The 22,659-nt window shown below is 71.1% G+C and carries 15 protein-coding genes and 1 pseudogene; 9 read left to right on the forward strand and 7 right to left on the reverse strand.

All coding sequences use genetic code 11. The features are described 5' to 3' along the window. The first annotated feature begins 3 nt into the window (after positions 1 to 3). The 7 genes from CTZ28_RS16840 (at position 4) to CTZ28_RS16870 (ending at position 9,274) form a co-directional block, all read left to right on the forward strand. Positions 4 to 1,551 carry a sugar ABC transporter ATP-binding protein gene (locus CTZ28_RS16840; RefSeq protein WP_121890330.1) on the forward strand — a complete coding sequence of 516 codons (1,548 nt, stop codon included), beginning with the start codon at positions 4 to 6 and terminating at the stop codon, positions 1,549 to 1,551. Continuing rightward, on the forward strand, positions 1,548 to 2,549 hold the full coding sequence (locus CTZ28_RS16845) for an ABC transporter permease (RefSeq protein WP_121890224.1): 1,002 nt from the start codon (positions 1,548 to 1,550) through the stop codon (positions 2,547 to 2,549). Before CTZ28_RS16840 ends, CTZ28_RS16845 begins: the two co-directional genes overlap by 4 nt. Before the next feature lie 29 nt (positions 2,550 to 2,578). Next, positions 2,579 to 4,618, forward strand: coding sequence for a hydantoinase/oxoprolinase family protein (locus tag CTZ28_RS16850; RefSeq protein WP_121890225.1), 2,040 nt, complete (start codon positions 2,579 to 2,581; stop codon positions 4,616 to 4,618). Continuing rightward, on the forward strand, positions 4,615 to 6,327 hold the full coding sequence (locus CTZ28_RS16855; RefSeq protein WP_121890226.1) for a hydantoinase B/oxoprolinase family protein: 1,713 nt from the start codon (positions 4,615 to 4,617) through the stop codon (positions 6,325 to 6,327). The genes CTZ28_RS16850 and CTZ28_RS16855 overlap by 4 nt, the downstream gene beginning before the upstream one ends. Continuing rightward, positions 6,324 to 7,520 carry a metal-dependent hydrolase family protein gene (locus tag CTZ28_RS16860; protein WP_183154431.1) on the forward strand — a complete coding sequence of 399 codons (1,197 nt, stop codon included), beginning with the start codon at positions 6,324 to 6,326 and terminating at the stop codon, positions 7,518 to 7,520. The genes CTZ28_RS16855 and CTZ28_RS16860 overlap by 4 nt, the downstream gene beginning before the upstream one ends. Continuing rightward, positions 7,517 to 8,395, forward strand: coding sequence for an LLM class flavin-dependent oxidoreductase (locus tag CTZ28_RS16865; RefSeq protein WP_121890227.1), 879 nt, complete (start codon positions 7,517 to 7,519; stop codon positions 8,393 to 8,395). The genes CTZ28_RS16860 and CTZ28_RS16865 overlap by 4 nt, the downstream gene beginning before the upstream one ends. 201 nt (positions 8,396 to 8,596) lie before the next feature. Next, positions 8,597 to 9,274, forward strand: coding sequence for a GntR family transcriptional regulator (locus CTZ28_RS16870; RefSeq protein WP_121890228.1), 678 nt, complete (start codon positions 8,597 to 8,599; stop codon positions 9,272 to 9,274). Positions 9,275 to 9,279: 5 nt separating this feature from the next. Here CTZ28_RS16870 and CTZ28_RS48300 read toward each other — a convergent pair. Further along, a pseudogene (locus CTZ28_RS48300) lies at positions 9,280 to 9,535 on the reverse strand (tautomerase family protein); the annotation flags it as partial. Between the two features lie 121 nt (positions 9,536 to 9,656). Then, the gene (locus CTZ28_RS16880; protein ID WP_121890332.1) at positions 9,657 to 10,250 is read right to left on the reverse strand and encodes an NADPH-dependent FMN reductase; all 594 of its coding nucleotides are present in this window, start codon (positions 10,248 to 10,250) and stop codon (positions 9,657 to 9,659) included. A 114-nt stretch (positions 10,251 to 10,364) separates the two neighbouring features. Here CTZ28_RS16880 and CTZ28_RS16885 point away from each other — a divergent pair, with 114 nt between their 5' ends. Next, the gene (locus CTZ28_RS16885) at positions 10,365 to 11,201 is read left to right on the forward strand and encodes a helix-turn-helix domain-containing protein (protein WP_121890229.1); all 837 of its coding nucleotides are present in this window, start codon (positions 10,365 to 10,367) and stop codon (positions 11,199 to 11,201) included. 56 nt (positions 11,202 to 11,257) lie between these two features. Here CTZ28_RS16885 and CTZ28_RS16890 read toward each other — a convergent pair whose 3' ends face one another. From CTZ28_RS16890 to CTZ28_RS16905, 4 genes are all read right to left on the reverse strand, one after another. After that, complete coding sequence (locus CTZ28_RS16890) at positions 11,258 to 13,228, reverse strand: phosphocholine-specific phospholipase C (protein ID WP_121890230.1); 1,971 nt, start codon at positions 13,226 to 13,228, stop codon at positions 11,258 to 11,260. A 30-nt stretch (positions 13,229 to 13,258) separates the two neighbouring features. After that, positions 13,259 to 15,022 (reverse strand): hypothetical protein, encoded by a 1,764-nt coding sequence (locus tag CTZ28_RS16895; RefSeq protein ID WP_121890231.1) that lies wholly within the window; start codon positions 15,020 to 15,022, stop codon positions 13,259 to 13,261. A 422-nt stretch (positions 15,023 to 15,444) separates the two neighbouring features. Further along, positions 15,445 to 18,093, reverse strand: a complete 2,649-nt coding sequence (locus tag CTZ28_RS16900; RefSeq protein ID WP_121890232.1) for a DEAD/DEAH box helicase — start codon at positions 18,091 to 18,093, stop codon at positions 15,445 to 15,447. Positions 18,094 to 18,618: 525 nt separating this feature from the next. Beyond that, on the reverse strand, positions 18,619 to 18,903 hold the full coding sequence (locus CTZ28_RS16905; protein WP_259471663.1) for an SHOCT domain-containing protein: 285 nt from the start codon (positions 18,901 to 18,903) through the stop codon (positions 18,619 to 18,621). 353 nt (positions 18,904 to 19,256) lie between these two features. Between CTZ28_RS16905 and CTZ28_RS16910 the strand changes: the two genes are divergently transcribed. Continuing rightward, on the forward strand, positions 19,257 to 21,476 hold the full coding sequence (locus tag CTZ28_RS16910) for a DUF262 domain-containing protein (RefSeq protein ID WP_183154432.1): 2,220 nt from the start codon (positions 19,257 to 19,259) through the stop codon (positions 21,474 to 21,476). A 185-nt stretch (positions 21,477 to 21,661) separates the two neighbouring features. Here CTZ28_RS16910 and CTZ28_RS16915 read toward each other — a convergent pair whose 3' ends face one another. Then, on the reverse strand, positions 21,662 to 22,417 hold the full coding sequence (locus CTZ28_RS16915) for a GntR family transcriptional regulator (protein ID WP_121890234.1): 756 nt from the start codon (positions 22,415 to 22,417) through the stop codon (positions 21,662 to 21,664). Positions 22,418 to 22,659: the final 242 nt, after the last annotated feature.

Raw genomic sequence — 22,659 nt, forward strand, 5'->3', positions numbered from 1 at the left:
CCGATGGCCACCGCCCAGCCGGTCATCGAACTCACCGGCATCACCAAACGGTTCGGCGGCACAGTGGCCCTGGACGATGTACACCTGGCCGTGCACGCGGGCAGCGTGCACGCCCTGGTCGGGGAGAACGGGGCAGGAAAGTCCACCCTCGGCAAGATCGCATCCGGCATCTACACACCCGACACGGGCCGCATCGCCGTCGACGGGCAGCCGGTCGGACGCTGGGACACGGTACGGGCACAGCGCCGCGGGATCGTGATGATCGCGCAGGAACTGTCCCTCGTACCGGACCTGACGGTCGCTCAGAACGTGTTCCTCGGCATCGAGCAGAGCACATTCGGTCTCCTGCGCCGCGACCACGGCCGCCGGTTCGCCGCTCTCGACGAGATGGCCGGGTTCGGCCTCGACCCGGAGGCACGGGTGGGCGACCTGCGCATCGCCGACCAGCAGAAGGTGGAGATCCTGCGCGCCCTGGCCCGCGAGGCCAAGGTGATCGTGATGGACGAGCCGACCTCGTCGCTCACCGCGCACGAGACCCGGCGGCTGCACGAGGTGATCCGCCTGCTCACCACGCAGGGACGGGCGGTCGTCTATGTGTCGCACTTCCTCGACTCCGTGCTCGAGGTCAGCGACACCGTCACGGTGATGCGTGACGGCCGCCGGATCCGCACCGCACCCGCGGCGGACCAGACCAAATCGTCCCTGGTGGAGGCGATGCTCGGCCGGGAGCTCGCCGTCTCGTTCCCGGCACTGCCGCCCGCGCCCCACCCCGGCACCGAACCGCTGCTCAAGGTGGAGGCGCTGGCCAGCGACCGGGGCGTGAAACGGGCCTCGTTCGAGGTACGGCCTGGCGAGATCGTCGGGCTGCTGGGGCTGGTCGGCTCCGGGCGCACGGAAATCGCCCGCGCCCTGATCGGCGCGGACCGGGTCACCGCCGGGCGCGTCACCCTGGCCGGCCGCGCCCTCGGCCGCACGACACCGCGGCACAGCCGTGACGCGGGCCTGGTGCTGGTCCCCGAGGACCGGCACGGGCAGGGCCTCGTGCTCCAGCGCAGCGTCACCGAGAACATGACACTCGCCTCGCTGGGCCGCTTCTCCCGGCTCGGCGTGATCGACCGGCGGGCGGTCAGCAGGCAGGTCGACGAACTGGTCCGCCGGCTGGAACTGCGCCCCGCCAGGCCCGAATTGCCGGTACAGAGCTTCTCCGGCGGCAACCAGCAGAAGGCGCTGATCGCCAAGTGGCTGGTCGGCGACCCGAAGCTGGTGATTCTCGACGAGCCGACCCGCGGCGTCGACGTCGGCGCCAAGCTCGCCATCTACGAACTCATCGCGGACCTGGCGGCCCGCGGCATCGGAGTACTGCTGATCTCCTCGGAACACGAGGAAGTGCTCGGCCTCGCCCACCGGGCCCATCTGGTCAGCCGCGGCGAGGTCCTCGACGAGGTGGACCCGCGCCACCTGGCCGTCGAAGACGTCCTGCGGCGGCTGTTCGACGTCGCGGACACGGCCCCAGCAGGCGACGCAGGAAAGGCAAAGGAGCCCAGCCCATGACCGCCACCGAAACCGCGCCCGAGGCCGGCGCAGGCGCGGCCGCACCCGGCCACGCCCCGATCGGCCCGCGCGTCATCGCCTTCGCCCGGGACTACGCCGCACTGATCCTGCTGGCCGCGATCTTCGTGACGCTGTCGGTCATCTCGTCGTCGTTCCTGTCCTTCACCAACGTCATGAACATCCTCAACCAGAACGCGCCGCTCGCGATCATCGCCGTGGCCGGCACGTTCGTCATCGTCTCGGGGGCGTTCGACCTGTCCACGGCGGCGATGTACGCGGTGGCCAGCGTGGTCGCCGCGTCGATCGCCACCTCCACCGGCAGCACCTGGCCGGCCCTGCTCGCCGCACCGGCGCTGGGCCTGGTGATGGGCGCGCTCAACGGGCTCGCCGTGACCCGGCTGAACGTGCACTCCTTCCTCGCCACCCTCGCCTCCAGCCTCGTCTACAAGGCCGTCGCCGTGCTGGTCACCGGCGGCTCGCTGATCACCGTGACCACGAGCGGCTTCTCCGACCTCGGGCGCGGCCAGGTCGCCGGGATCTTCTACTCGGTGCTCATCCTGCTGGCCGTCTTCGCCCTCGCCTGGCTGCTCCTCAACGGCACGGTCTTCGGCCGGCACGTGTTCGCCGTCGGCGGCAACGCGGACGCCGCGCATCTCTCCGGTGTGCGCGTGGACCGGGTCAAGGTCATCGTGTTCGCGCTCAGCGGCCTGGCCGCCGGCATCGCCGCCGCGATCGGGGTCTCCCGCCTCGCATCCGGCCAGCCGCAGGCCGGCAGCGGCCTCGACCTGCAGGCCATCGCGGCGATCATCCTCGGCGGCACCAGCATCTACGGAGGTGTCGGCGCGGTCTGGCGCTCGCTGGTCGGCGTCTACCTGATCGCCCTGATCGGCAACGGCTTCGACATCCTCAACGTCAATCCGCAGATGAAAGACCTGGTCACGGGTGTCATCATCCTCGCCGCGGTGGCGCTCGCGGCCGCCGACCGCCGCCGGCGCTGACCGGTTCCCCGAACGCAGAAAGGTTCGACATGGCTGAAGTACGCGTCGCCATCGATGTCGGCGGCACCTTCACCGACGTGGTGAAACTCGTCCCGCACAGCGGGGAGCTGCGGTTCGAGAAGGTGGCCACCACCCCCGCCGAGCCCACCAAGGGCGTGCTCGCGGCCTTCGCCGCCGCCGAGGCCGCACTGAGCGAGGTGACCACCTTCAACCACGGCTCCACGCTCGGCCTCAACTCGCTGCTCACCCGCACCGGCGCCAGGGTGGCGGTGGTCGCCACCGCGGGCTTCCGCGACGTCTATCTCCTCGGGCGCACCGACCGGCGGCCGATGTACGCGCTCACCTACCGCAAGCCGGAGGCCCTGCTCAAGCGGCGGGACACCTTCGAGGTGACCGAGCGTTCCCTGTTCGACGGCAGCGTCGCCACGCCGTTCGACGAGGCCGGCGCACGCTCGGTCGCCGCCGAGATCGCCGCCGGCGGCTATCAGGCGGTCGCGGTCGCCTTCCTGCACGCGTACGCGAACCCGGCGCACGAACTCGCCATGCGGGAGGTGCTGCACGAGGTCGCACCCGGCGTCGAGGTGACCCTCTCGCACGAACTGTCCGGCGAGTACCGGGAGTACGAGCGCACCTCGACCGCCGTACTGGACGCCTACATCAAGCCGATCATGCGGACCTATCTGGAAGCCCTGACGCGGCGCCTTGACGAGGGCGGCTTCACCGGCCGGTTCCTGATGTCGCGCTCCGGCGGCGGTGCGATGACGGCCGCCGCGGCGACCCGGCAGCCGGTCAACCTGATCCTGTCCGGACCGGCCGGCGGCGTCGTGGGCGCCGCCTCCCTGGCCAAGGTCATCGGCATCCCCGACCTGATCACCATCGACATGGGCGGCACCAGCCTGGACGCCTCGCTGGTCCTCGACGGCGAGCCGGTGCTGCACCAGGGCGCCGAGTTCGAGGGCCTGCCCATCAACACCACGTCCCTGAACATCCACACCATCGGCGCGGGCGGCGGCTCCATCGCCTGGCTGGACGCGGCCGGTGCGCTCCAGGTCGGCCCGCAGAGCGCCGGGGCATCCCCGGGACCTGCGGCGTACGGGCGGGGCGGCACCCAGCCCACCTTCACCGACGCCGCGCTGACACTCGGCTACATGGGCAGCGACGTACCGCTCGGCGGCTCGCTGGTCCTCGACCACGATCTCGCCGCCAAGTCGTTGCAGCCGGTCGCCGACCAGCTCGGGATGAGCCTGCGCACGGTGGCCCGCGGCATCGTCCGCATCTCGACCACCAAGATCGTCGGCGCGGTCCGGGCGATCACCGTCGAGCTCGGCCGCGACCCGAAGGACTTCGCGCTGCTCTCCTTCGGGGGCGGCGGCGGCCTGGTCGCCGTGGACGTGGCCCGCGAACTCGGCATCCCGACGGTCATCGTGCCACCGGGCCAGGGCGCGTTCTCGGCACTGGGCATGCTGATGGCCGACGTGCAGCACGACTACGCACGCACCGACGTCCTCCCCCTCGCCTCGACCCCGGACACCTACTTCGAAGAGGCGTTCACCGCGATGGAGGCCGAGGCGGACACGGCCCTCGGCGACGAGGGTTTCGCCCCCGAGAAGCGCAGCCTGCACCGCTCGGTCGACCTGCGCTACGCCGGCCAGGAACACGCGGCGACCGTGCCCTACCCGGAGGGGGACGTCGCCGACAGCCTCGCGGCAAGCTTCCGCGAACTCCACGCACGGCTCTACGGCCACGTCATGGACGACCCGGTCGAGATCGTGACGCTGCGGCTGCGCGCGGTCGGCCTGGTCGACAAGCCCGCCTGGCCCCTGCACCCCGAGCGCACCGCCGGCCGGCCGCCGGTGCTGGGCCGGCGCCAGGTCTTCGCCCACAGCGACACCGGTGTGCCCTACCAGCTGGTCAGCCGGGAGTCCCTGCTGGCCGGCGACGTGATCGACGGACCCGCCGTGGTCGCCGAGCACACCGCCACCACCGTGCTGCACACCGGCGACCGGTTGCGCGTGGCCGAACACGGCGAACTCGTCATCAGCGTCAACGCCGAGGAGAAGGACCAGTGACCGACGCGATCACCCTCGAGGTCATCCGGCACGCCCTGCTCGCCACCGCCGAGGAGATGGCCCGCAACCTGTGCCGGACCGCCTACAACACCGTGGTCTACGAGATCCACGACTACGGCATCGGCGTGCACGACGCGAACGGCAACGTGGTCGCCGACGCGCCCGGCATCGCGATCTTCACCCGGGGCAACGACCACGGGATCCACCGCGCGATCGAGCACCTCGGCGCCGACAACATGGCACCCGGCGATGTGTTCCTGCTGAACTACCCCTACTGGTCGTCGGCGCACACACTCGACACCCTCGTCTTCGCACCGATCCACGCCGACGGACAGCTCATCGGCTTCGCCTCGTGCCGCATCCACGTACTCGACCTGAAACAGAAGAACCCCGGATACGTGCTCGACTCGACCGACATGTATCAGGAAGGCATGTTCTTCCCCGGCTCGCGCCTTTACCGCGCGGGCGAACCCAACCAGGAGATCTTCGACATCATCCGCTTCAACTCGCGGATGCCCGAGCGGACCATCGGCGACCTGCAGGCCCAGGTCTCGGCCTGTGTGACCGGAGTGCGGCGCACCCAGGAACTGGCCGCCAAGCACGGCACCGACCACCTCGTCGCCGCGATGCGGTCGATCAACGACCACGGCGAGCGGCTGGCCCGGCTGGCCCTTGCCCGGCTGCCGCGCGGCACGTGGAGCGCCACCGACATGGTGGACTCCGACGGCGTCGACACCGAGCGCGAGATCCTGCTCAAGGCCACGGTCACCATCACCGAGGACGAGTTCGTCGTCGACTGGACCGGCAGTGAACGCGACGTACGCGGCCCCATCAACCTGCCGGTGGGCCAGACGATCGCCCTGTCCAGCCTCGTGTTCAAGGCACTGACCACACCGGACACCCCGGTGGTGGCCGGCAACTTCGCCCCGCTGCGGGTGATCACCGACCCCGGCAGCGTCATGCACGCCGTGCCGCCGATGCCCACGTTCACGCTGTGGACCGGGCTGCTCGCCGGCGAAGTGATCCTGAAGGCGCTCGCCCAGGGCATGCCGGAACGCATCCCGGCCTGCTCCGGCGGCGACGTCTCGTCCATGATGGGACTCGGCACGAACCCCAGAACCGGCCAGCCCTGGCTCGAAGCGACCAACGAGGCCGTCGGGTTCGGCGGCCACGCCGGCGGCGACGGAGAAGACGGCATCATGCACATGTCCGAGCCGGGGTGCCGCAACAATCCGGTCGAGGTGCTGGAACAGAAGTCGCCCATGTTCATCGAACGCTACGGCTATGTGCCCGACACGGCAGGCCCGGGCCGGCACCGCGGTGGCGTCGGCGTCCAACGTGTCTACCGGTTCACCGCGCCGTCCACCGGCATCGCGCTGGTCTACCGCACCAAGTCGGCCCCGTGGCCGATCGCCGGCGGGGAACCCGCGACCCCCGCCCGGATCGTGCTCAACCCGGGCACCGACCGCGAGGTCGTCACCCGCGGCAGCTACAACACGCTCGAAGCGGGGGACGTCCTCGCCAACGTCACCGGCGGCGGGGGCGGCTACGGGCCCGCGTCCGCACGCGAGCCCGCGAAGGTGCTGGAGGACGTGATCGACGGCTTCGTGTCCGTCGAGGCGGCCCGGTCCGCCTACGGGGTCGTCATCACCGAAGGACCGTGGGCCGTCGACGAGCCGGCCACGGCACGGCTGCGGGCGGCCCGGTGAGCACGGCCGACCTCATCATCACCGACGCGCTGCTGCACGAGGACGAGCCCGCCGAAGCCGACGTCGTCGTCCACGACGGACGGATCGTGGCCGTCGGCCCCGGCGCGGCCAAGGGCCACACGGCGGCACGGACCCTCGCCGCCGCAGGAGCATCACTCCTGCCGGGCCTCATCGACGCACACTTCCACGCCTACGCGACAAGCCTCGACGCATGGCGGCTGGAGAACACACCGCTCAGCTACGTGGCACTGGCCGGCGCCCGGAGACTGCGCCGGGCACTGCACCGCGGCTTCACCACGGTCCGTGACGTCGCGGGCGGCGACGCCGGCCTGGACCGGGCCGTCACCACGGGACTGATCGAGTCCCCCCGGTACCTGTGGACCGGCCCCGCGATGAGCCAGACGGGCGGCCACGGGGACCCGCGCGCCGCCGACACCGGCATCTGCTTCCACTCCGGACCCATGAACCAGGTCGTCGACGGCGTGGACCAGCTGCGGGTCGCGGCCCGCGACCGGTTCCGCCGCGGCGCGCACGCCCTCAAGATCATGACCTCCGGCGGCGTGGTGTCGCCCACCGACCCGATCCGGGTGCCGCAGTACTCGGCCGAGGAGATCCAGGCGGTCACCGGGGAAGCCCGGCGCCGCGGCAGCTACGTCGCCGCCCACGCCTACTCACCCGAGGCGATCCGGCACTCGATCGCCAACGGGGTGCGCTCCATCGAGCACGGCAACCTGCTCGACGAGGACACGGCCACCGCGATGGCCGCGGCACAGGCCTTCCTCGTACCGACCCTCGCGGCCTACGACGCGATGGCCCGGCGCTGGCAGGAGGTGGCCCTGAGCCCCGTGCAGCGCGCCAAGAACGCCGAGGTCCTCGACTCCGGCCGCATGGCGGTGCAACGGGCCCGGCAGGCCGGGGTGCGCATCGGTTTCGGGACCGACCTGATGGCCGACCTGGAGGACGACCAGCTGCGCGGACTGGAACTGCAGGCCGAAGCGATCGGCTGGCAGGCGGCCCTGCGCTCGGCGACCCGGACGAACGCGGAGCTCATCGGCCGGCCCGACCTGGGCCGCATAGAGGTGGGCGCGACCGCCGACCTGCTTCTGCTGGCCGGCCCCCTCACCGAGGACGAGACCCTGCTCTGGGACGAGCGAAAGGCCCGCACCGTGGTGCAGGGGGGAGTGCTGAAATGACGGTTCCTGTCCTGTCCTGCCTGGTCCTGCCCGACCAGGCCCCGGCGGAGTTCCTGGCCCGGGTACGCGACGCGGAACAGGCCGGCGCGCGCACGGTCTGGACGTACGACCACCTGTCCTGGCGGGACCTGGCCGACGGCCCCTGGTTCAGCACGGTGCCGCTGCTCGCGGCGGCGGCCGGGGCGACCTCCACCGTGCGGCTCGGCGCGCAGGTGGCCACGCCCAACTTCCGGCATCCGGTGCCGTTCGCGAAGGAGGTCATGACCCTCGACCATGTGGCCGCGGGACGGCTGGAGCTGGGGGTGGGAGCGGGCGCGGAGGACGCGGACGCACGCGTGCTCGGCCAGACACCGCTGTCACGCAAGGAACGCGGCGACCGTTTCGAGGAATGGGCGACACTGCTCGCCACCCTGCTGGAACAGGACCGCACGGAGTTCCACGGGTCCTTCTACAGCGCCCGCGACGCACGCATGATCCCGGGATGTGTGCAGCGGCCCCGGGTGCCGCTGACCGTCGCCGCGGCGGGCCCACGGAGCATGCGGCTGGCGGCACGTCTGGGCTCGGCCTGGGTGACGTACGGGCCGTACCGCCAGTCACCCCCGCCGCAGGAGTGGCTGGCGGCGATCGCGGAGCAGAGCCGGAGCCTGGACACGGCGATCGCCCAGGTGGCGCCGGGCAGGCGGATCCGCCGCATCGCACAGGTGGCGCTCGACGAAGCCCGCCCGTTCAGGGACGCGGACACCTACCGGCGGTTCGCCGAGAACGTGGCGGCGGCGGGATTCGACGAACTCACCGTGCACTGGCCCCGCCCCGACGGCCGGGGCGTGCCCGCCGCCGCCCTCGACATGGTCGTCGCCACCCACCACGGACCCTGAACGGCGGGCGGTTCCGGCGGGATCCGCCCGCCGGAACCACCGGCCGCCGCCCGCCCGCCACGTCACACAACGCGACCCCCGGGGCGGGCCGTGTCCCGGTGACGGCCATGCCGCCCGGCCCGGCGGACGACCCGATCGGTAAGATGTGCCATTGCACTGGGAAAGACAGGTATCGGCCGCTCATAGGTGATGGGGATATTCATGGTGACCGCGGACAGCGACTCTCTGGCTCCGCTCGCGCCCGCGAGCAGCCTGCGTGAGCGGGTCGAGGAGGCGATCGCCGCGGCCATCGTCTCGGGCCAGATGCCCGCCGGTGAGGTGTTCTCCGCCCCCACTCTGGCCGCCCGCTTCGGTGTCTCGGCCACACCCGTCCGCGAGGCGATGCTCAACCTCGCCAAGCGCGGCCTCGTCGACATCGTCCGCAACAAGGGCTTCCGGGTCACCGCGGTGAGCGAGAGCGAACTGCGCGCGATCGTCGACGTACGCCAGCTGCTCGAAGCACCGGCGGTCAGGCGGCTCGCGGGGGGACTGTCCAAGGCCGACCTGACCCGCCTGCGCGGCCTGGCCGAGGAGATAGTGCGGGGAGCCCGGGACGCCGACCTGACCCACTACCTACAGGCCGACACGACCTTCCATCTCACGCTGCTGGAACTGGCCGGCAACCCGAGACTGCACGACATCGTGGCCGATCTGCGTGCGCAGACGCGCCTGACGGGCCTGGCGGACATGGTGGCGACGGAGGAGCTCCAGGCGTCCGCCCGGGAACACCTCGACCTGCTGGACCTGCTGGAGGCGGGGGCGGCCGAGGAGTGCGAGCACCTGATGGTCCGGCACATCGGCCATGTGCTGGGCTGGTGGGCCGGCCACACGGAGGCGTGACACCCCGCCGTGGCCGCCGGGAGCGCGGCGGCTTCCAGGACGGTCCGGGTGACGTCCCCGACCAGGCCGGCCCTGCGGCGCTCGGACAGCGCGCCCCTGGGGCGCGGTCACGTCCACGAGGAAACGGGGCAGGTCGTCCCCGGCCGTGGTCTGCGCTCCTTCGGGCAGTTCGATCAGGTAGCTCCAGGCCTGGGCGCGGAAGAACGCGGTGTCGGGCGCGCCCTCCCAGCGCAGCAGTACGGCGGCCAGATCACCCCGGATAGCAGCAACTGGCCGCCGAGGCGGTGCAGCACACGGGAGAGACGGCCGCCCGCATCCTGCGCAGGGAACTGGACGCGGGACCGGCCGCCGGTCAGCGCGCGTTCCTGTATGGGATGCCGCCTCACACCGGATAAGGAACGGCCGCGCGGGCCGAGCGGAGCGCGCCCGCCCACCAGGCCAGCCGGCCGAGCAGGGCCTGGGCGTAGCGAGAGGCATCGGGATCGAGCGGACGGCCCTCCCGCCACGTGCTGAAGTGGTTCGGGAAGACCAGACCGTCGCGGATGGTCACGGCCTGCAACTCGGTCAGGACGTTCTCCAGATGCAGCACCGCGTGCCGGCCGCCCGCCGCTCCGCCGTAGCTGACGAACGCGACGGGTTTGGCCGTCCACTGGGTGAAGTGCCAGTCGATGGCCGCCTTCAGGGACGCGGGATAGCTGTGGTTGTACTCGGGCGTGACCATGATGAACGCGTCAGCACCCGCCAGGGCCTCCGTCAGGCGCGCCAGGCCGGCCGGCCGTGGGTAGTCGGCGCCGGCGGCCTTCGGCGACACGGCGGGCAGGGCCAACGGGATGTCGAACGCGGCGAGATCGACGACGTCCACGTCAAATCCACTGTGGCGCCGGGCCTGTTCGGCGACCCAGGCGGCCGCCACCGGCCCGAACCGCCCTTCGCGGACGCTGCCGACGATGATCACCAACTTGTGCGTGCTGTCCATGCCCACCACGGTCGGGCCTTCGCCACGGTCGCGGCCAGACCGTGCTCAGGATGGCCCCCGCAGGGCCACCCTCAGGCCCTCCGTGACCGGCCGGTGCCGCCGTATCCTCTCCTCATGGGCACGCCGTTGGGGGATTTCGTCCGGGCCAAGCGTGACAGCACGCAGCCGCAGTCGCTGGGGCTGCCGGAGCGCGGACGCCGCCGGTCACCGGGGCTGCGCCGGGTGGACCTCGCCACCCGGGCCGGTATCAGCGTCGAGTACCTGACCCGCATCGAGCAGGGACGTGACCGCAATCCCTCGGTGGCCGTGGTGAACGCCCTCGCCGACGCGCTCGTCCTCGGCCCGCCCGAGCGCGACCATCTGCGCTACCTCGCGAAGATCACCGGCGGTGTGTGTTCCGCCCACAGCCGCGCCGCACCACCGCGCCGGGACGTGCGACCGTCCGTCCGGCAGACGCTCCGCCTCCTGGAACCGGGCCTCGCCACGGTGACCAACCAACTGGGCGACATCCTCGCCCACACGAGCGGATACGCGGCCGTGACCGGCGCGGCCGGGCTGCTCGACGGCGACAGCCCGAACCTCACCCGCTACGTCTTCACCGACCCCCGCGCCAGGACGTTCTTCGCCGACTGGGACGCGGTCGCCGACGAGCAGGCCTTCGACCTGTGGCGGGGGCCGTCCGCCGAGAGCTTTGCGTGGTTCACCGCACACCTCGCCCCCGTGGCCGGCCCCGACTTCACCCGCCGTCTGCACGGCCACACGGTCCCGCAGCGCGGAGTCCTCCGCCTCGACCACCCGGCCGGACACAGGCTCAACCTGCTGCGCGAGACACTCGAACTCCCCGCGGACGCACAGCAGGTGGTCGTCCTCCTCCCCGCGGACGGCCTCACGGCCCAGGCGGTCGACCACCTGTGCGGCACGGCCCGCGCCCGGCTCCGCGCCATCTCGTAGGAGGCCGCCGGCGGGCCGCCCGCCGGCGGCCCGTCAGCGACCCCGGCCACCGTGTCTCAGCCCGTGTGGACGGTTCCCGCGTACCGCTGGACGAACCGGGTGCCGGTACCCGCGGTGACGGTGACGTCGTACCGTCCGTCGTCGGTACGCCAGGTCAGCCGGGTGCGGTCGCCGGCCCGGACCCACACGGTCTGCTCCTTGCCGGCGAAGTCGTTCGGCGTGAGCGTGAAGGCGACGTCGGTGCCGCCGTCGTTGCGGAGGTCGAAGTCCACCGTCGCGTGCTGCGGCCGCCCGGCGTGCCGCAGGACCGCCGTGACCGCCGGTACGGCGACATCGTCCTGGCCCTCACGGACGAGGGTGCCCGAAAAGCGGCGGACGAACCCGTCGGCGCCGTACACGGAGAAGTCGTAGCGGCCATCGGTGTCCGCCGCGTCCCACACGTAGGTGCCTGACGAACGCGGCGGGACGGTGAACGGCGTGCCGGTGAAGGGCAGACCGGTGTTCGGCAGCACGGTGAAGTGGTAGCCGACGCTGCCGTCGTTGGTGAGGGTGCAGGTGACCGTGCCGGCGGCCCGGTCGACCGTGATGCCGGCCCACGGCCGGTACGGCAGCGGGCGGTGCGGGCGCTCGCCCTCCTCCTGCCCCGGCATGGACTGCTCCGTGGGGACCTTGACACCCGGCAGGGACTTGCCGGCGTCCGCCTTCGCCATGAGCGCGACCGTGTCCGGGAGGCCCGGGATGCTGTAGTCGGGCTTGGTGAAGTCGAAGCAGCTGGTCAGGTCGCCGCAGACGGTGCGCCGCCAGTCGGAGATGTTGGGCTCCCGCACACCGGTGACGCGTTCCAGGAACCGCAGCACCGACGTGTGGTCGAACACCTGGGAGTTGACCCAGCCGCCGCGCGACCACGGCGACACGACCCACAGCGGCACCCGGCTGCCCAGGCCGATGGGCTTGCCGTTGGCGAACTCGTCCTTGGTGCCCGGCTCGGGGAACGGCGGGATGACATGGTCGAAGTACCCGTCGTTCTCGTCGTACATGAGCAGGAAGGCGGTGTGCTTCCACACGTCGGGGTTGGAGAACAGCGACTGCAGCGCGGTGTTGACCCAGTGGGCGCCGTAGTCCGGGCTGGCCGCGGGGTGCTCGCAGAACAGGTACGGCGCCACCAGCCAGGAGACCGTGGGCAGGGTGCCGTCCTTGCAGTGCTGGTCGAACGCCGTGAGGTCGAACTTCGTCATGGCGTTGATGTAGCGCGGGTCGTCCTTGGGGAACGCGTGGAACTGCTTGAAGTACGACAGCGCGTTGTCGTCGTAGTCGCCGTAACGGTCGTCCGAGCCATCGGGGTTGTGGTAGACGCGCCAGCTGATGCCGGCTTCCTCCAGGCGCTCGGCGTAGGTGGTCCAGTCGGCCACCGGGTTGCCCGTGACCGGGGTGTTGTCGGTCCACGGTCCTGTGGTGCCGTCGATGCCGGGACCCGCGGTGCCGGTCCACAGGTAGAGGCGGTTGGGGTCGGTGGGCCCGTTCAGCGAGCAGAAGTAGCCGTCGCAGAGGGTGAAGGCGTCGGCCAGGGCGTACTGGTAGGGGATGTCCTCGCGGGTGAAGTAGCCCATGGTGCGCTCGCCCTTGGCGGAGACCCACTTGTCCATGGCGCCGCCGTTGACGGCCGTGTGGCCGGTGTCCCAGTCGTGCGGGAGGCCGCCCGCGTTCTGCGCGTTGTACTTGGTGGTGTCCATACGGAACGGCAGGAGATGCCCGTCCTTGCGGCCTCTGGCGGGCTGGCGGAACACCGGGTCGCCGTTCGCCAGGACGCTGGCCTGGCGGTCATCGAAGCCCCGTACGCCGTTCAGGGTGCCGAAGTAGTGGTCGAAGCTGCGGTTCTCCTGCATCAGGATCACGACGTGCTTGACGTCGGCGATGCTGCCGTGCCGGTCGTCGTGTCCGGCTGCCTGCGCGGTGCCGGGGAGTCCGGCGGCGACGGCGGCGCCGGCTGCGGTGGTGCCGATGAAGGTGCGGCGGCTGATCTCGGTCATGGGAGGAAGATCCTTCGGGGTGTCGCGGGGTCAGCCGCGGGCGGACAGGGAGAAGGTGACGACGGCGGCCGCGTGGTCGGAGGGCCAGCCGTTGGCGGCGGTGTCCGGTACCGGCCGGGGCCAGCCGGTGAAGAGGCTGTGCGCCTCCAGGACCTTCAGCCGCCCCGCGTACTGGATCTGGTCGATCCGGTCCTGCGGTTCCGTGCCGCCGCCCTCGCGCTGCGGCCTGACGGGGGACCAGGTGGTGCCGGGCGCCTTGACCGGGTCGGGGTGGGCGGCGCGGTAGGCGTCGACGAGGCCGGCCTGCTCCAGCGTCTCGGTGACCGGCCAGCGGACCCGCCCCACTCCCGCGTGCGCGGATGCCGTCCGGCTCGTCCAGTCGTGGTGCGACGGCGAGGCGAGACCGGCTGCCAGCACGAGGGGGGTGCGGGAGGCGAGATCCGCCCGCATCGCGGCCACCAGCGCCTGTGCCTGCCGGTAGCGTGCCGTCCCCTTCTCCTCGGCCTCGGCCTGCGCGGCAGTCCGTCCCGCCAGCAGCGCGTACGGGCCGTAGTCGGCCTCGTCCAGCTGGGCCGTCCACAGCCGCACGGCGCGGTCCCCGGGCAGGTGCAGCGTCGCCGCGGCGGCCGGGAGACCCGCGGCCGGGGTGAGGGTGTCGCCGAGCGGGTGGCGGCTCACGATGCCGAGGCCTGCGGTCTGGTGCGCATGCCAGCCGAGCGCCTCGGCGAGCTTCGCGGCCCCGTCGGTACCGCATTCCTGGAGCGCTACGACGTCCAGGCCCTGGGTGAGGACGAGCCGCAGCTGCTTCTCCAGGAAGCCGTCGACGTGGGTGCCCGCGTCCCAGAGGTTCAGCGTGGCGACCTTGAGCCGGAGCCGGTCCCGCGAGGCGCGCACGGGCACCTGGACGGTGACGGTGTCGCTGCCCACGGCGCTGTCGGTGACGGCGACCGTCACCCGGCCGGGCGTCCGCGGCGCGAAGAGCGGAGCCTTTCCGCTGACCGTGCCGTCCGCCGCCACCGACAACCACGCATCGCCCGCGACGCGTTCGAAGGCCGCGCTGCCGGCGGCATTGCCCTCCGGCCGGATCCACAGCCCGCCCAGCCGCACCGAGAAGGACGTGCCCGCGGTCTGCGGGGCGGTGGTGAGGGCGTCCACCACCGCGTGCGGGCGCGGGATCACGGGGCGGACCGCGAAGCTGAACGCAGCGGTGCGGGCGAGGATGCCGTAGCCGTCCTTGGCGAGCAGATAGGCGGTGTACGGTCCGCCGCTCAGGCCCGAGGTGTTGATCGTGATGTCGCCGGTGGCGCCGGGCGTGTACTCCCAGGCGAGAGAGGCACCGTGCCCGGGCTGCCGGTCACCGTCGTAGACGCCGATCCAGTTCTTCGTGTCGGGTGCGTCGGTCGTCCAGTGGAAGGAGACCTTGTCGCCCTCGTAGGGGGCGGGGGTCGTCAGCACGATCGAGTCGCCGGTGGGTGCGCCGGCGAAGCTGAACGGCTCCGTCCGGGCGAGGACGCCGTAGCCGTCCTTGGCCAGCAGGTAGGCGGTGTACGGGCCGCCGCTCAGTTTGGAGGTGTCGAGGGTCGTCTGCCCGGAGGAGCCGGAGACGTACGTCCACACAAGGGAGTTGGTGCCGCTGCCGGGTTGCCGGTCGCCGTCGTAGACGCCGATCCAGTTCTTCGCGTCGGGTGCGTCCGTCGACCACGTGAAGGTCAGTTTGTCGCCGCGTTGCGGGGGCGCTGTCGAGCTGGTGGTGATGCTGCTCCCGGATGCGGCGACCTCTGAGGGGGACGGCATGGTGGTGGATCCTCTCCGCCCCCGGATACCGCACGCGGTGGCACCGGGGTGAGCAAAGTTGTCTGGATAAGTTCGCTCCCAGCAAGCAGTCCCACGGCGACGGGCCAGTGAACGACGGGTTGCTGCCGGCCGGGAAACAGACGGAAATCTGAGGATTCCGTGTGCGGGCCGGCCGGCGCCCCCGCACTCCCGGCAACCCGGAGCTGTGCACACAACCGGTCACCACTACGGTGCGGCTCGGCCGGCGCGAACTGTCCGCCGACACATCTGCGCTCGCCGTCCCCGGAGGGCGGGGAAGGTGCCGGGTGGGAGGTTCTGCGCAGCGGTAGGCGAGATCCGTGCCCGTGGGCAGTGCCCAGGGGCCAGGCGGGCATGCACCGTCAACCGACGTGCATCCCCTCAGGCGATGGCCGTGCGGCGATCTACTCCGTCGCCCACTCCATACCCAGCTCCCGCAGGGCGGCGTGCTGCTCGGGGGTCAGTCTGTCCCGCCGCTGCCTGGTGTTGGAGACCCACACGCCCAGCTTCACGGCCACCGGCACCGTCTCGCCGTCGACGGTGATGTGTTCGCTGTGGCCGCGCGGTACCGGCCGGTGGCCTTCCCGCTTCACCCATTGCGCGAGGGCTGCCAGGCCGCGCTGGAACGCCTGCTGCGCTTTGCTCGGGCCCTTCCCGGCGTACTTGGTCACCGGGGCAGGGGCGGGTCGTTCGGCGGGTTTGATGCCGAGTTCGGCGAGCCGCCGCTGCTGCTCGGTGGACAGCTCTGCCCAGGATGTGGCCTGTCGTCGGATCCATCGTCCGAGGTCGTCGCCTTCGAAGAGGACGCCGGGGGCGATGTCGGGCAGGCTGCCGTCGGCGTCGACCAGGTCCGCGAGTACCTGGCGGTGGCGTTGCCAGTCCAGTGGCCAGGGGCAGTTCCAGTCCGGGTCGATCGCCTCCAACTGCTTCGCGCGCGCCTCCGCCCGCTCCGCGTTCTTTCCCAGGCCGCCCTTCCGGCGCAGATTGGCCATGTGCTGCCCGATGGGCACCATCGCCTCACCCTCGCCCCACATCGCGTCCTGCCGGGGCGCGAGGTGTCCCGTGGCGCGCCGGTAGGAGCGGAAGACGGCGAGTTTCTTCTCCCAGGCCTCTTCACCCGGCTCCCACACCATCCCGGCTTCCGGCGCGTCCAGCAGTTCCTTGCGCCGCGGCTCGAGTTCCCCGGCCCGCAGCGCCTTCCGCTGCTGATGCACCCACCTCCCCAGCGGGAAGTCCTTCGTGACGCCCACTGTCGTCACGGTGTCGTACGGGACGGCGTACAGGCCGGTGATCTGGTGCTCCGCCCGCCACCGCAGCAGGGCCTGATAGCCGTCCAGCCACACCAGTGACTCCGGCCGGTAGACGCGGGTGCGCAGGAACGCGGCGATGGTGGCGGGATCGCGTGGGCTGGAGAACTGCAGGAGCTCGGATTCCGTGCTGCTGCTCTCCCGCTCCTGCTCCTTTGGACCGGTGGCGGCGATGATGCGGCCTGCGTCGTCCCGTTGGAGGTGTGCCGTGCGCCGGCCGCTGCTCAGGGCCCGGTTGGCGAGTTGCTCGACGAGGTGTTCGGAGTGGGAGCGCAGGCCCTGGAGGACGGCCACGAGCGGTGCGTAGGAGGCGCTGGCGACCATGTCGGTCGGGTCTTCGCCGGGCTGGAGGAAGACGGGCACGATGATCCGCGCGACCTTCGTGGTGCCGTCGGGGTTGGGCCGCAGTGCCCGGCCGATGTTCTGGACGATCTCGACCTGGGAGGTGCGGGTGTCGGCGAAGCAGACGGCCTGGACTCCGCGTTCGCCGGTGATGTCGACACCTTCGCCGAGCACGCGGCAGCTTGCCAGGAAGGCGCGGTGGACGCGCCGGCCGTCGGCGTCGGTGCCGGCTCCGAACTGCCGCAGGACCTCGCGCCGTTCGGCGACGAGGTGGTCGCCGCACAGCCACTTCGACCACACCCGTTCCGGGGGTACGTGGCGGCCGGCCTCGACGTCGCCGGGTCCGGCGCCGAGAGTGGAGGGCGGACGGGCAGCAGCCTCGTCGAGGGCGCGGGCGGTGACCTCGCCGGCGTACAGGTCGGCGGCTGCCCTGGGCAGGTTGACCGCGAAGGCCTCGGCTTCCTCGACCCGGCTGTGGAAGGTCATCACGGTCTTGATGTTGCGGGCGCCGGCGTGTTCCAGGAGCGCGGCCTGCAGCAGCGCCAGCCGCCGGCCGCGCCGTGCCTCGTCGGACAGGCCGACGAAGTAGTCCGGGTCCTCGATCTCCAGGACGTCGATCTCGAACCCGGCGAGGATTCCGCGTTCGATCGCTTCCGCGAGGCCGAGTTCGGCCAGCCACGTGCCGTAGGTACCGTCCGGGTCGTCGGCCATGGTCGCGATCTCCGGCTCGCGTCCGGCCGCGCCCTTCTGCGGCCTGGGCGGGGCGAGGATGCGCGGGGTCGCGGTGAGGTAGAGCCGGAAGTCGGCGGGGATCCGCTGGTTGTCGTGGATTGCCGCCCACGGCCGCCCGAGATCACCGGCGGTGCCGTGAGCCTCGTCCACGACCGCGAGGTCGAAGCCGTCCATCGACTGCCCGTACAGCCGCTCCCCACCCGCCAGAGCCGCCTCCAGCGGCCCGCGGACCTTCTCCTGACCGAACGGTCCCTCCGGGTCCTCACGGTCCACCAATGAGGCGTAGGTGGCGAACACGACGACCGGCCCGTGCCCCGCCCACAGCGCCAGCTGGATCGGGTTGGTGGTGGTACGCACCCCCAGCTCCTTCAGCACCGGGTCGTTCTCCAGCGAGCACACTGCGACCATGGGGGAGCGGTGGCCCACCAGGCGCCACGCCTGGGCGGTCTGCACGAGCAGGTCCAGGGTCGGCACGGTCACCAGGATCCGCCCGCCCGGGAAGCACTCCACCGCGCACGCGGCGGCGGTGATCGTCTTCCCCGACCCGGTCGCGGACACGATCGTGCCCCGCGCACCCTGCGCGGGCACCGGTGATCGTGCAGGAAATCCCACCCACCGACGGAAGCCGGCCTTCTGCGCCACCTGGTGTTCCCGAAGCTGAATACCCGGCACTTTCCTGATCCTCCGCGACCTTCTGTTCTGCCCGCTACGGGAATCAAAGGGACGGCGTGAGCGGCTGCACGGACACCGTACCGTCCCAGCTCACCACGGCCCGCCCGGCAGGCCGCGTCAGCACCTGTGATGACCGCGGCCCCGCGAGGCTTCTGCGTGGCGACGGTGGCCGAGCCCCTTGAGCCGGTCACAGCAGCTGTCGGGATGCGGATTCCGCGGGACCTCGTAGCGGCCGGGGCGAAGGGTCAGGTCGGTCCAGCCGGTCGCACCGGAGATGACACCGTGACCTGCGCCCGCGCCGCAGCTGCGTGACGCTTCGCCCGGACTGCCCGCCTCACTGACCTTCCCGTCCGAGCCGGCCGGAAGCGGCAGCACGATCATGGGTGAGCCCTCCGAAGTCGGCCACCCGCAGCGATACGGTGCCGGCGTGAACCGAACTCGGGGCGAGCAGCCACATCATGCCCCTGCGTCGGCGCGGCGATCAGACCGGCGGCGACGGCCGTACCCCGCGGCGCCGACCCGCGTTCACCGGTGCTCCCGCAGCAGCGCAAGGCGGCGTTTGTACTCCTCCTCGTCGATCTCCCCGCGGGCGAACCGCTCGGCGAGCAGGTCTTCCGCTCGCCTGCTGCCCCAGCCCAGGTCACCCGATGCGGGAGGCGGCCCGGCCTGGGGGCCGCGACGGGCAGCCGTGAGGTAGCGGACGAGCGCGATGACCGCGGCGATCGCCACGGCCCAGAACAGCACTGTGATCACGAGCATGAGGAACCAGCCGCCCCATCCCCAGCCGTCGTACCACATCACCCCGATCACCTTCCTTCGGCTGATGCGGAACTCCCTGTCCCCAGGATCGGTGACGAACGGCTCGGCCGGGCATGGGACACATGGTCCCCACCGGGGCCGAACGGCCCGTCGACCGCGTCCACGCCGCCCTCAGTCGGCCTCCGGGTGCGCGGTGGGCAACGCGTTGACCGACGCCGTGGTGTGGAGCGCGACGTCGACGGCGCTCGGCTGCCTGCGAGCGGGTCGGCGCCGGGCCCCACCGCCGGCACATTCGCCTGCCCCGGCATGGTGTGTGCCGCCCAGCCGACTCCCGCTCAGTCTGTACGGCACGGCGTCGAGTTGGGAACATGACGGAACGTGCCGGGCAGGGGAGGTGTGGTTGCGTGGGGGCGGACGAGATCAGGTCCCAGGGCTTCAACCTGAATGAACTGTTCCGTGATGTGACCTATGAGATCGACTACTACCAGCGTGACTACACCTGGGGCGAGGAAGAAGTCCGCACCCTGCTGCGGGACCTGTGTGATTCGTTCCGGAACTGGTCGGGCGACTCGGCATACCGGCGCCGCCCGCACACCGCACCGCAGTACTTCCTTGGGCCCTTCGTCTACCACGAGCCGTCGAGGAACCGCCGCTACCTCGTCGACGGCCAGCAGCGGTTCGTCACCCTGCACCTGCTCTTCCTGCAACTGCGGCTGTGGGCCCAGGACGCCGGAGATCCACAAACAGTCGACCAGCTCAACCGCGTGATCACGACCGATGGGAAGCACTTCTGCGTCGGCATCACCGACCACGACCCCGTCGTGCGGGCCATCAGCGAGGGCCGCAAGTACGAAACGGGCGCGGGTGACTCCCTCTCCCGCCGCAACCTGTGGGCACGCGGCCAGCAGATCGAGTCCCAGCTCGCGGAGGAACTCGACGCCGAGGAACTCCACCATTTCACCGAGTGGCTCCTGAAACGCGTAGTCCTGGTCGGCATCCGCGCAGCCGGTCCCGACCACGGCTACCGCATGTTCGAGACGATGAACGACCGCGGCGCTCGCCTCACCGCCGTCGACCTTCTCAAGAGCCACTTGCTCTCCAACGTCGGCGCGGGCGAGGAACAGCTCAACAGCGAGTGGCAGGAGATGCTGCGGGAACTGTCCACCGACCGCGACGACCCCCAGGCGGCATCCCGCTTCATCAAGTCCTACCTCCTCGCCCGCTGCGCACGCGAGGGCCGAGACGAGGATCGCCGCCAGATCACCACCAACCTCAACGTGTGGGTGCGCCACAATGCCGATCACCTCGGCCTGATCACGGGACGCCCCGACCACTTCCTGCGGTTCGTGCAGGACCTGCTGAAGTCGGCCCGCCTGTACCGGCCCGTGCTCGCCGCCACCCGCACGCTGAAGAAGGACGGCGACCGCCTGGAGACGGTGCTCTTCAACGAACGCAACGGCCTCGGCGTCCAATCCGTAGCTGTGCTCGCCGCCATCGACCCTGACGACCAGCCCACCGACGCCAAGGACAAAGGCCGCCTCGTCGCCTCCTATATCGACCGCTGGTACGTCCTGCGGATCCTGCAGGACCTCCCCGTCCAGTCCGCCGACGCCGACGCCCTGGTCCACACCGAGCTCGTCCCCCTGTTGCGCGGATGCCGCACCGTCGCAGACGTCGCCTCGACGCTGGGCGACCTGGCCCACCACGGCGGGAACCCGGTACGCGAAGCGGTCACCCTGGGGCTACGGGGCAACAACGCTCACCAGATCCGCTATCTCCTCGCCCGCGCCACCGCCTATGCCGACGAGGCATGCAAGAAGACCTCCGACATCCTCGCCTACCTCGACCGCGACCAGTTCCACATCGAACACCTGTGGGCCAACCATCATCACCGGGTGGTCGGCGACATCCCCGACCCGGTCGTCTTCCGCAGCCGCCGCAACCAGCTCGGCGGCCTCGGACTGCTGGAGGGCCGCGAGAACTCCAGCATCAACGACCTGCCCTTCCACGACAAGAACCGCCTGTACGCCCGCGGCAACGTACTGCTGGGCGTCATGGCACCCGAATACGACCGCCGCAACCCCTACCTGCGCGACTTCATCAAGACACACCAGCTCGACAAGTACCTGCGGGCCTTCGGGCCGCGAGACACCATGACCACGGTCATCGCAACCCGGCAGGAGTTGTACCTACGTCTGTTCGAACATATCTGGAATCCCCAACGCCTGGGCCTGTCCGCCACTGCTGCTGCCGCCGCACTCCCGGCGAGCGGTTCCAGCCAGCTGGCCGCCCGCCCCCGCCAGGCCGCTCCGCGACGCAAACCGGCTTCGGGCCGACGCACGGACGTGGCCAGGATGGTCGACGCCCAGGTCCTGAAAGCCGGCACCCGGATCGTGCTCACCTACCGCGCCACCGAGCACTGGGCCACTATCGACGCGAACGGCGGCATCATCCTCACCGCGACCGGAGGCACCCCCTACGGCAGGGTCGACGAGGCCGGGGCCGTCGCCCGCGGTACCAAGACCTGCCAGGGCATGAACGAATGGCACATCGAAGACGAGAACGGGGTACGCATCAGTCTGCGCACCGTGCGCGACCGCGCAGCGGCGTCCGGCGCGCTGTAGCAGGACGGACGGTCTTTTGCCGGCGGGTGTCCCCATGCCGGCAGGGCGACAGCACCGCGAGGACGCGGAGGGCGGAGTGGCACACGACTCCAAGGCCCTGCAGAAGCTGTCGCCCAGCGGCACCGCCCTGGCGCTGGGCTGGTGCTGGCACACCCGCGGCAGGTGTATCGGTGAACTGCTCGCCCCTAGCGATCCGTTGCGTGGAACACGTCGACGTTCAGGCGGCTTCGGTCGCCGCGGTGGAACCCGGTGAACCGCTCGATCGGCCTTCCGGTCTGGTCGAAGGAGATGCTGCGCATGACCAGCACCGCCGCTCCCGCGGGACACCCGAGGGCCGATGCGACCGTGTCGTTCGCCAGGTCCGCTTCCACCGACCGGCGGGCGTGCTCGAACCGGATCCCGAACCGCCGTTCCAGGACGCCGAAGAGTGAGACGTCCTCCAGCTCGATGTCGAGCAGCCCCCGCCCGACTTCGAGGGGGAGGAAGGTGCGGGTGAACGCCCAGGGCACGCCGTCCACCTCACGGATGCGCTGGATCTCGACGACGTCGGCCCCGTCGGGCAGCGCGAGGTCGCGTGCCACCTGCGGGGAGGCGGTGACGATGCCGCGGAACAGCGTACGGGAGTGCTGCTCACCGGCGTTGCTCTGAATGTCCTCGAACGTGCCGACCAGCGCACCGCCGAATCCTTGCGACGTCCGCGGGTCGCCGACGAACGTGCCGCGGCCCTTCTCCCTGCGGACCACACCTTCGTGCTCGAGTTCCAGGAGCGCCTGCCGCACCACGGTCCGCGAGACCTGGTACCTGTCGCAGAGTTCGTGGTCGCCCGGCAGCCGGTCTCCGGGTTCCATGCCCCGTGCCGCGATGTCCTCCCGCAACAGTCGCTTGAGCTGCGCGTAGAACGGTATGTCCGAGCGCCGGTCGATCGACGGTGAAGTGCTCATGGGCTCCTCGGTTGTGGTGAGCCGGGCCGTGCGAAGCCGCGCGGGTGACGTTCCGAGCCGCCCTGCCTCCGTTCCGTTCCCGCTCATGTCACCGAAGCTCCTTGCCTGTGGGGAGAGCACGCGTCCGGCCGGAGCAAGATCCTAGCTTGAGCATGTGCGCCTTGAAGTCGATTGGCCGGCTCCTGTCGATCACGTCGGTTCGGAAAGAATGCTTGACATCCTGTAATGACAGGATACACGCT

The organism is Streptomyces shenzhenensis (assembly GCF_003688995.1).
GTDB lineage: Bacteria > Actinomycetota > Actinomycetes > Streptomycetales > Streptomycetaceae > Streptomyces > Streptomyces shenzhenensis_A.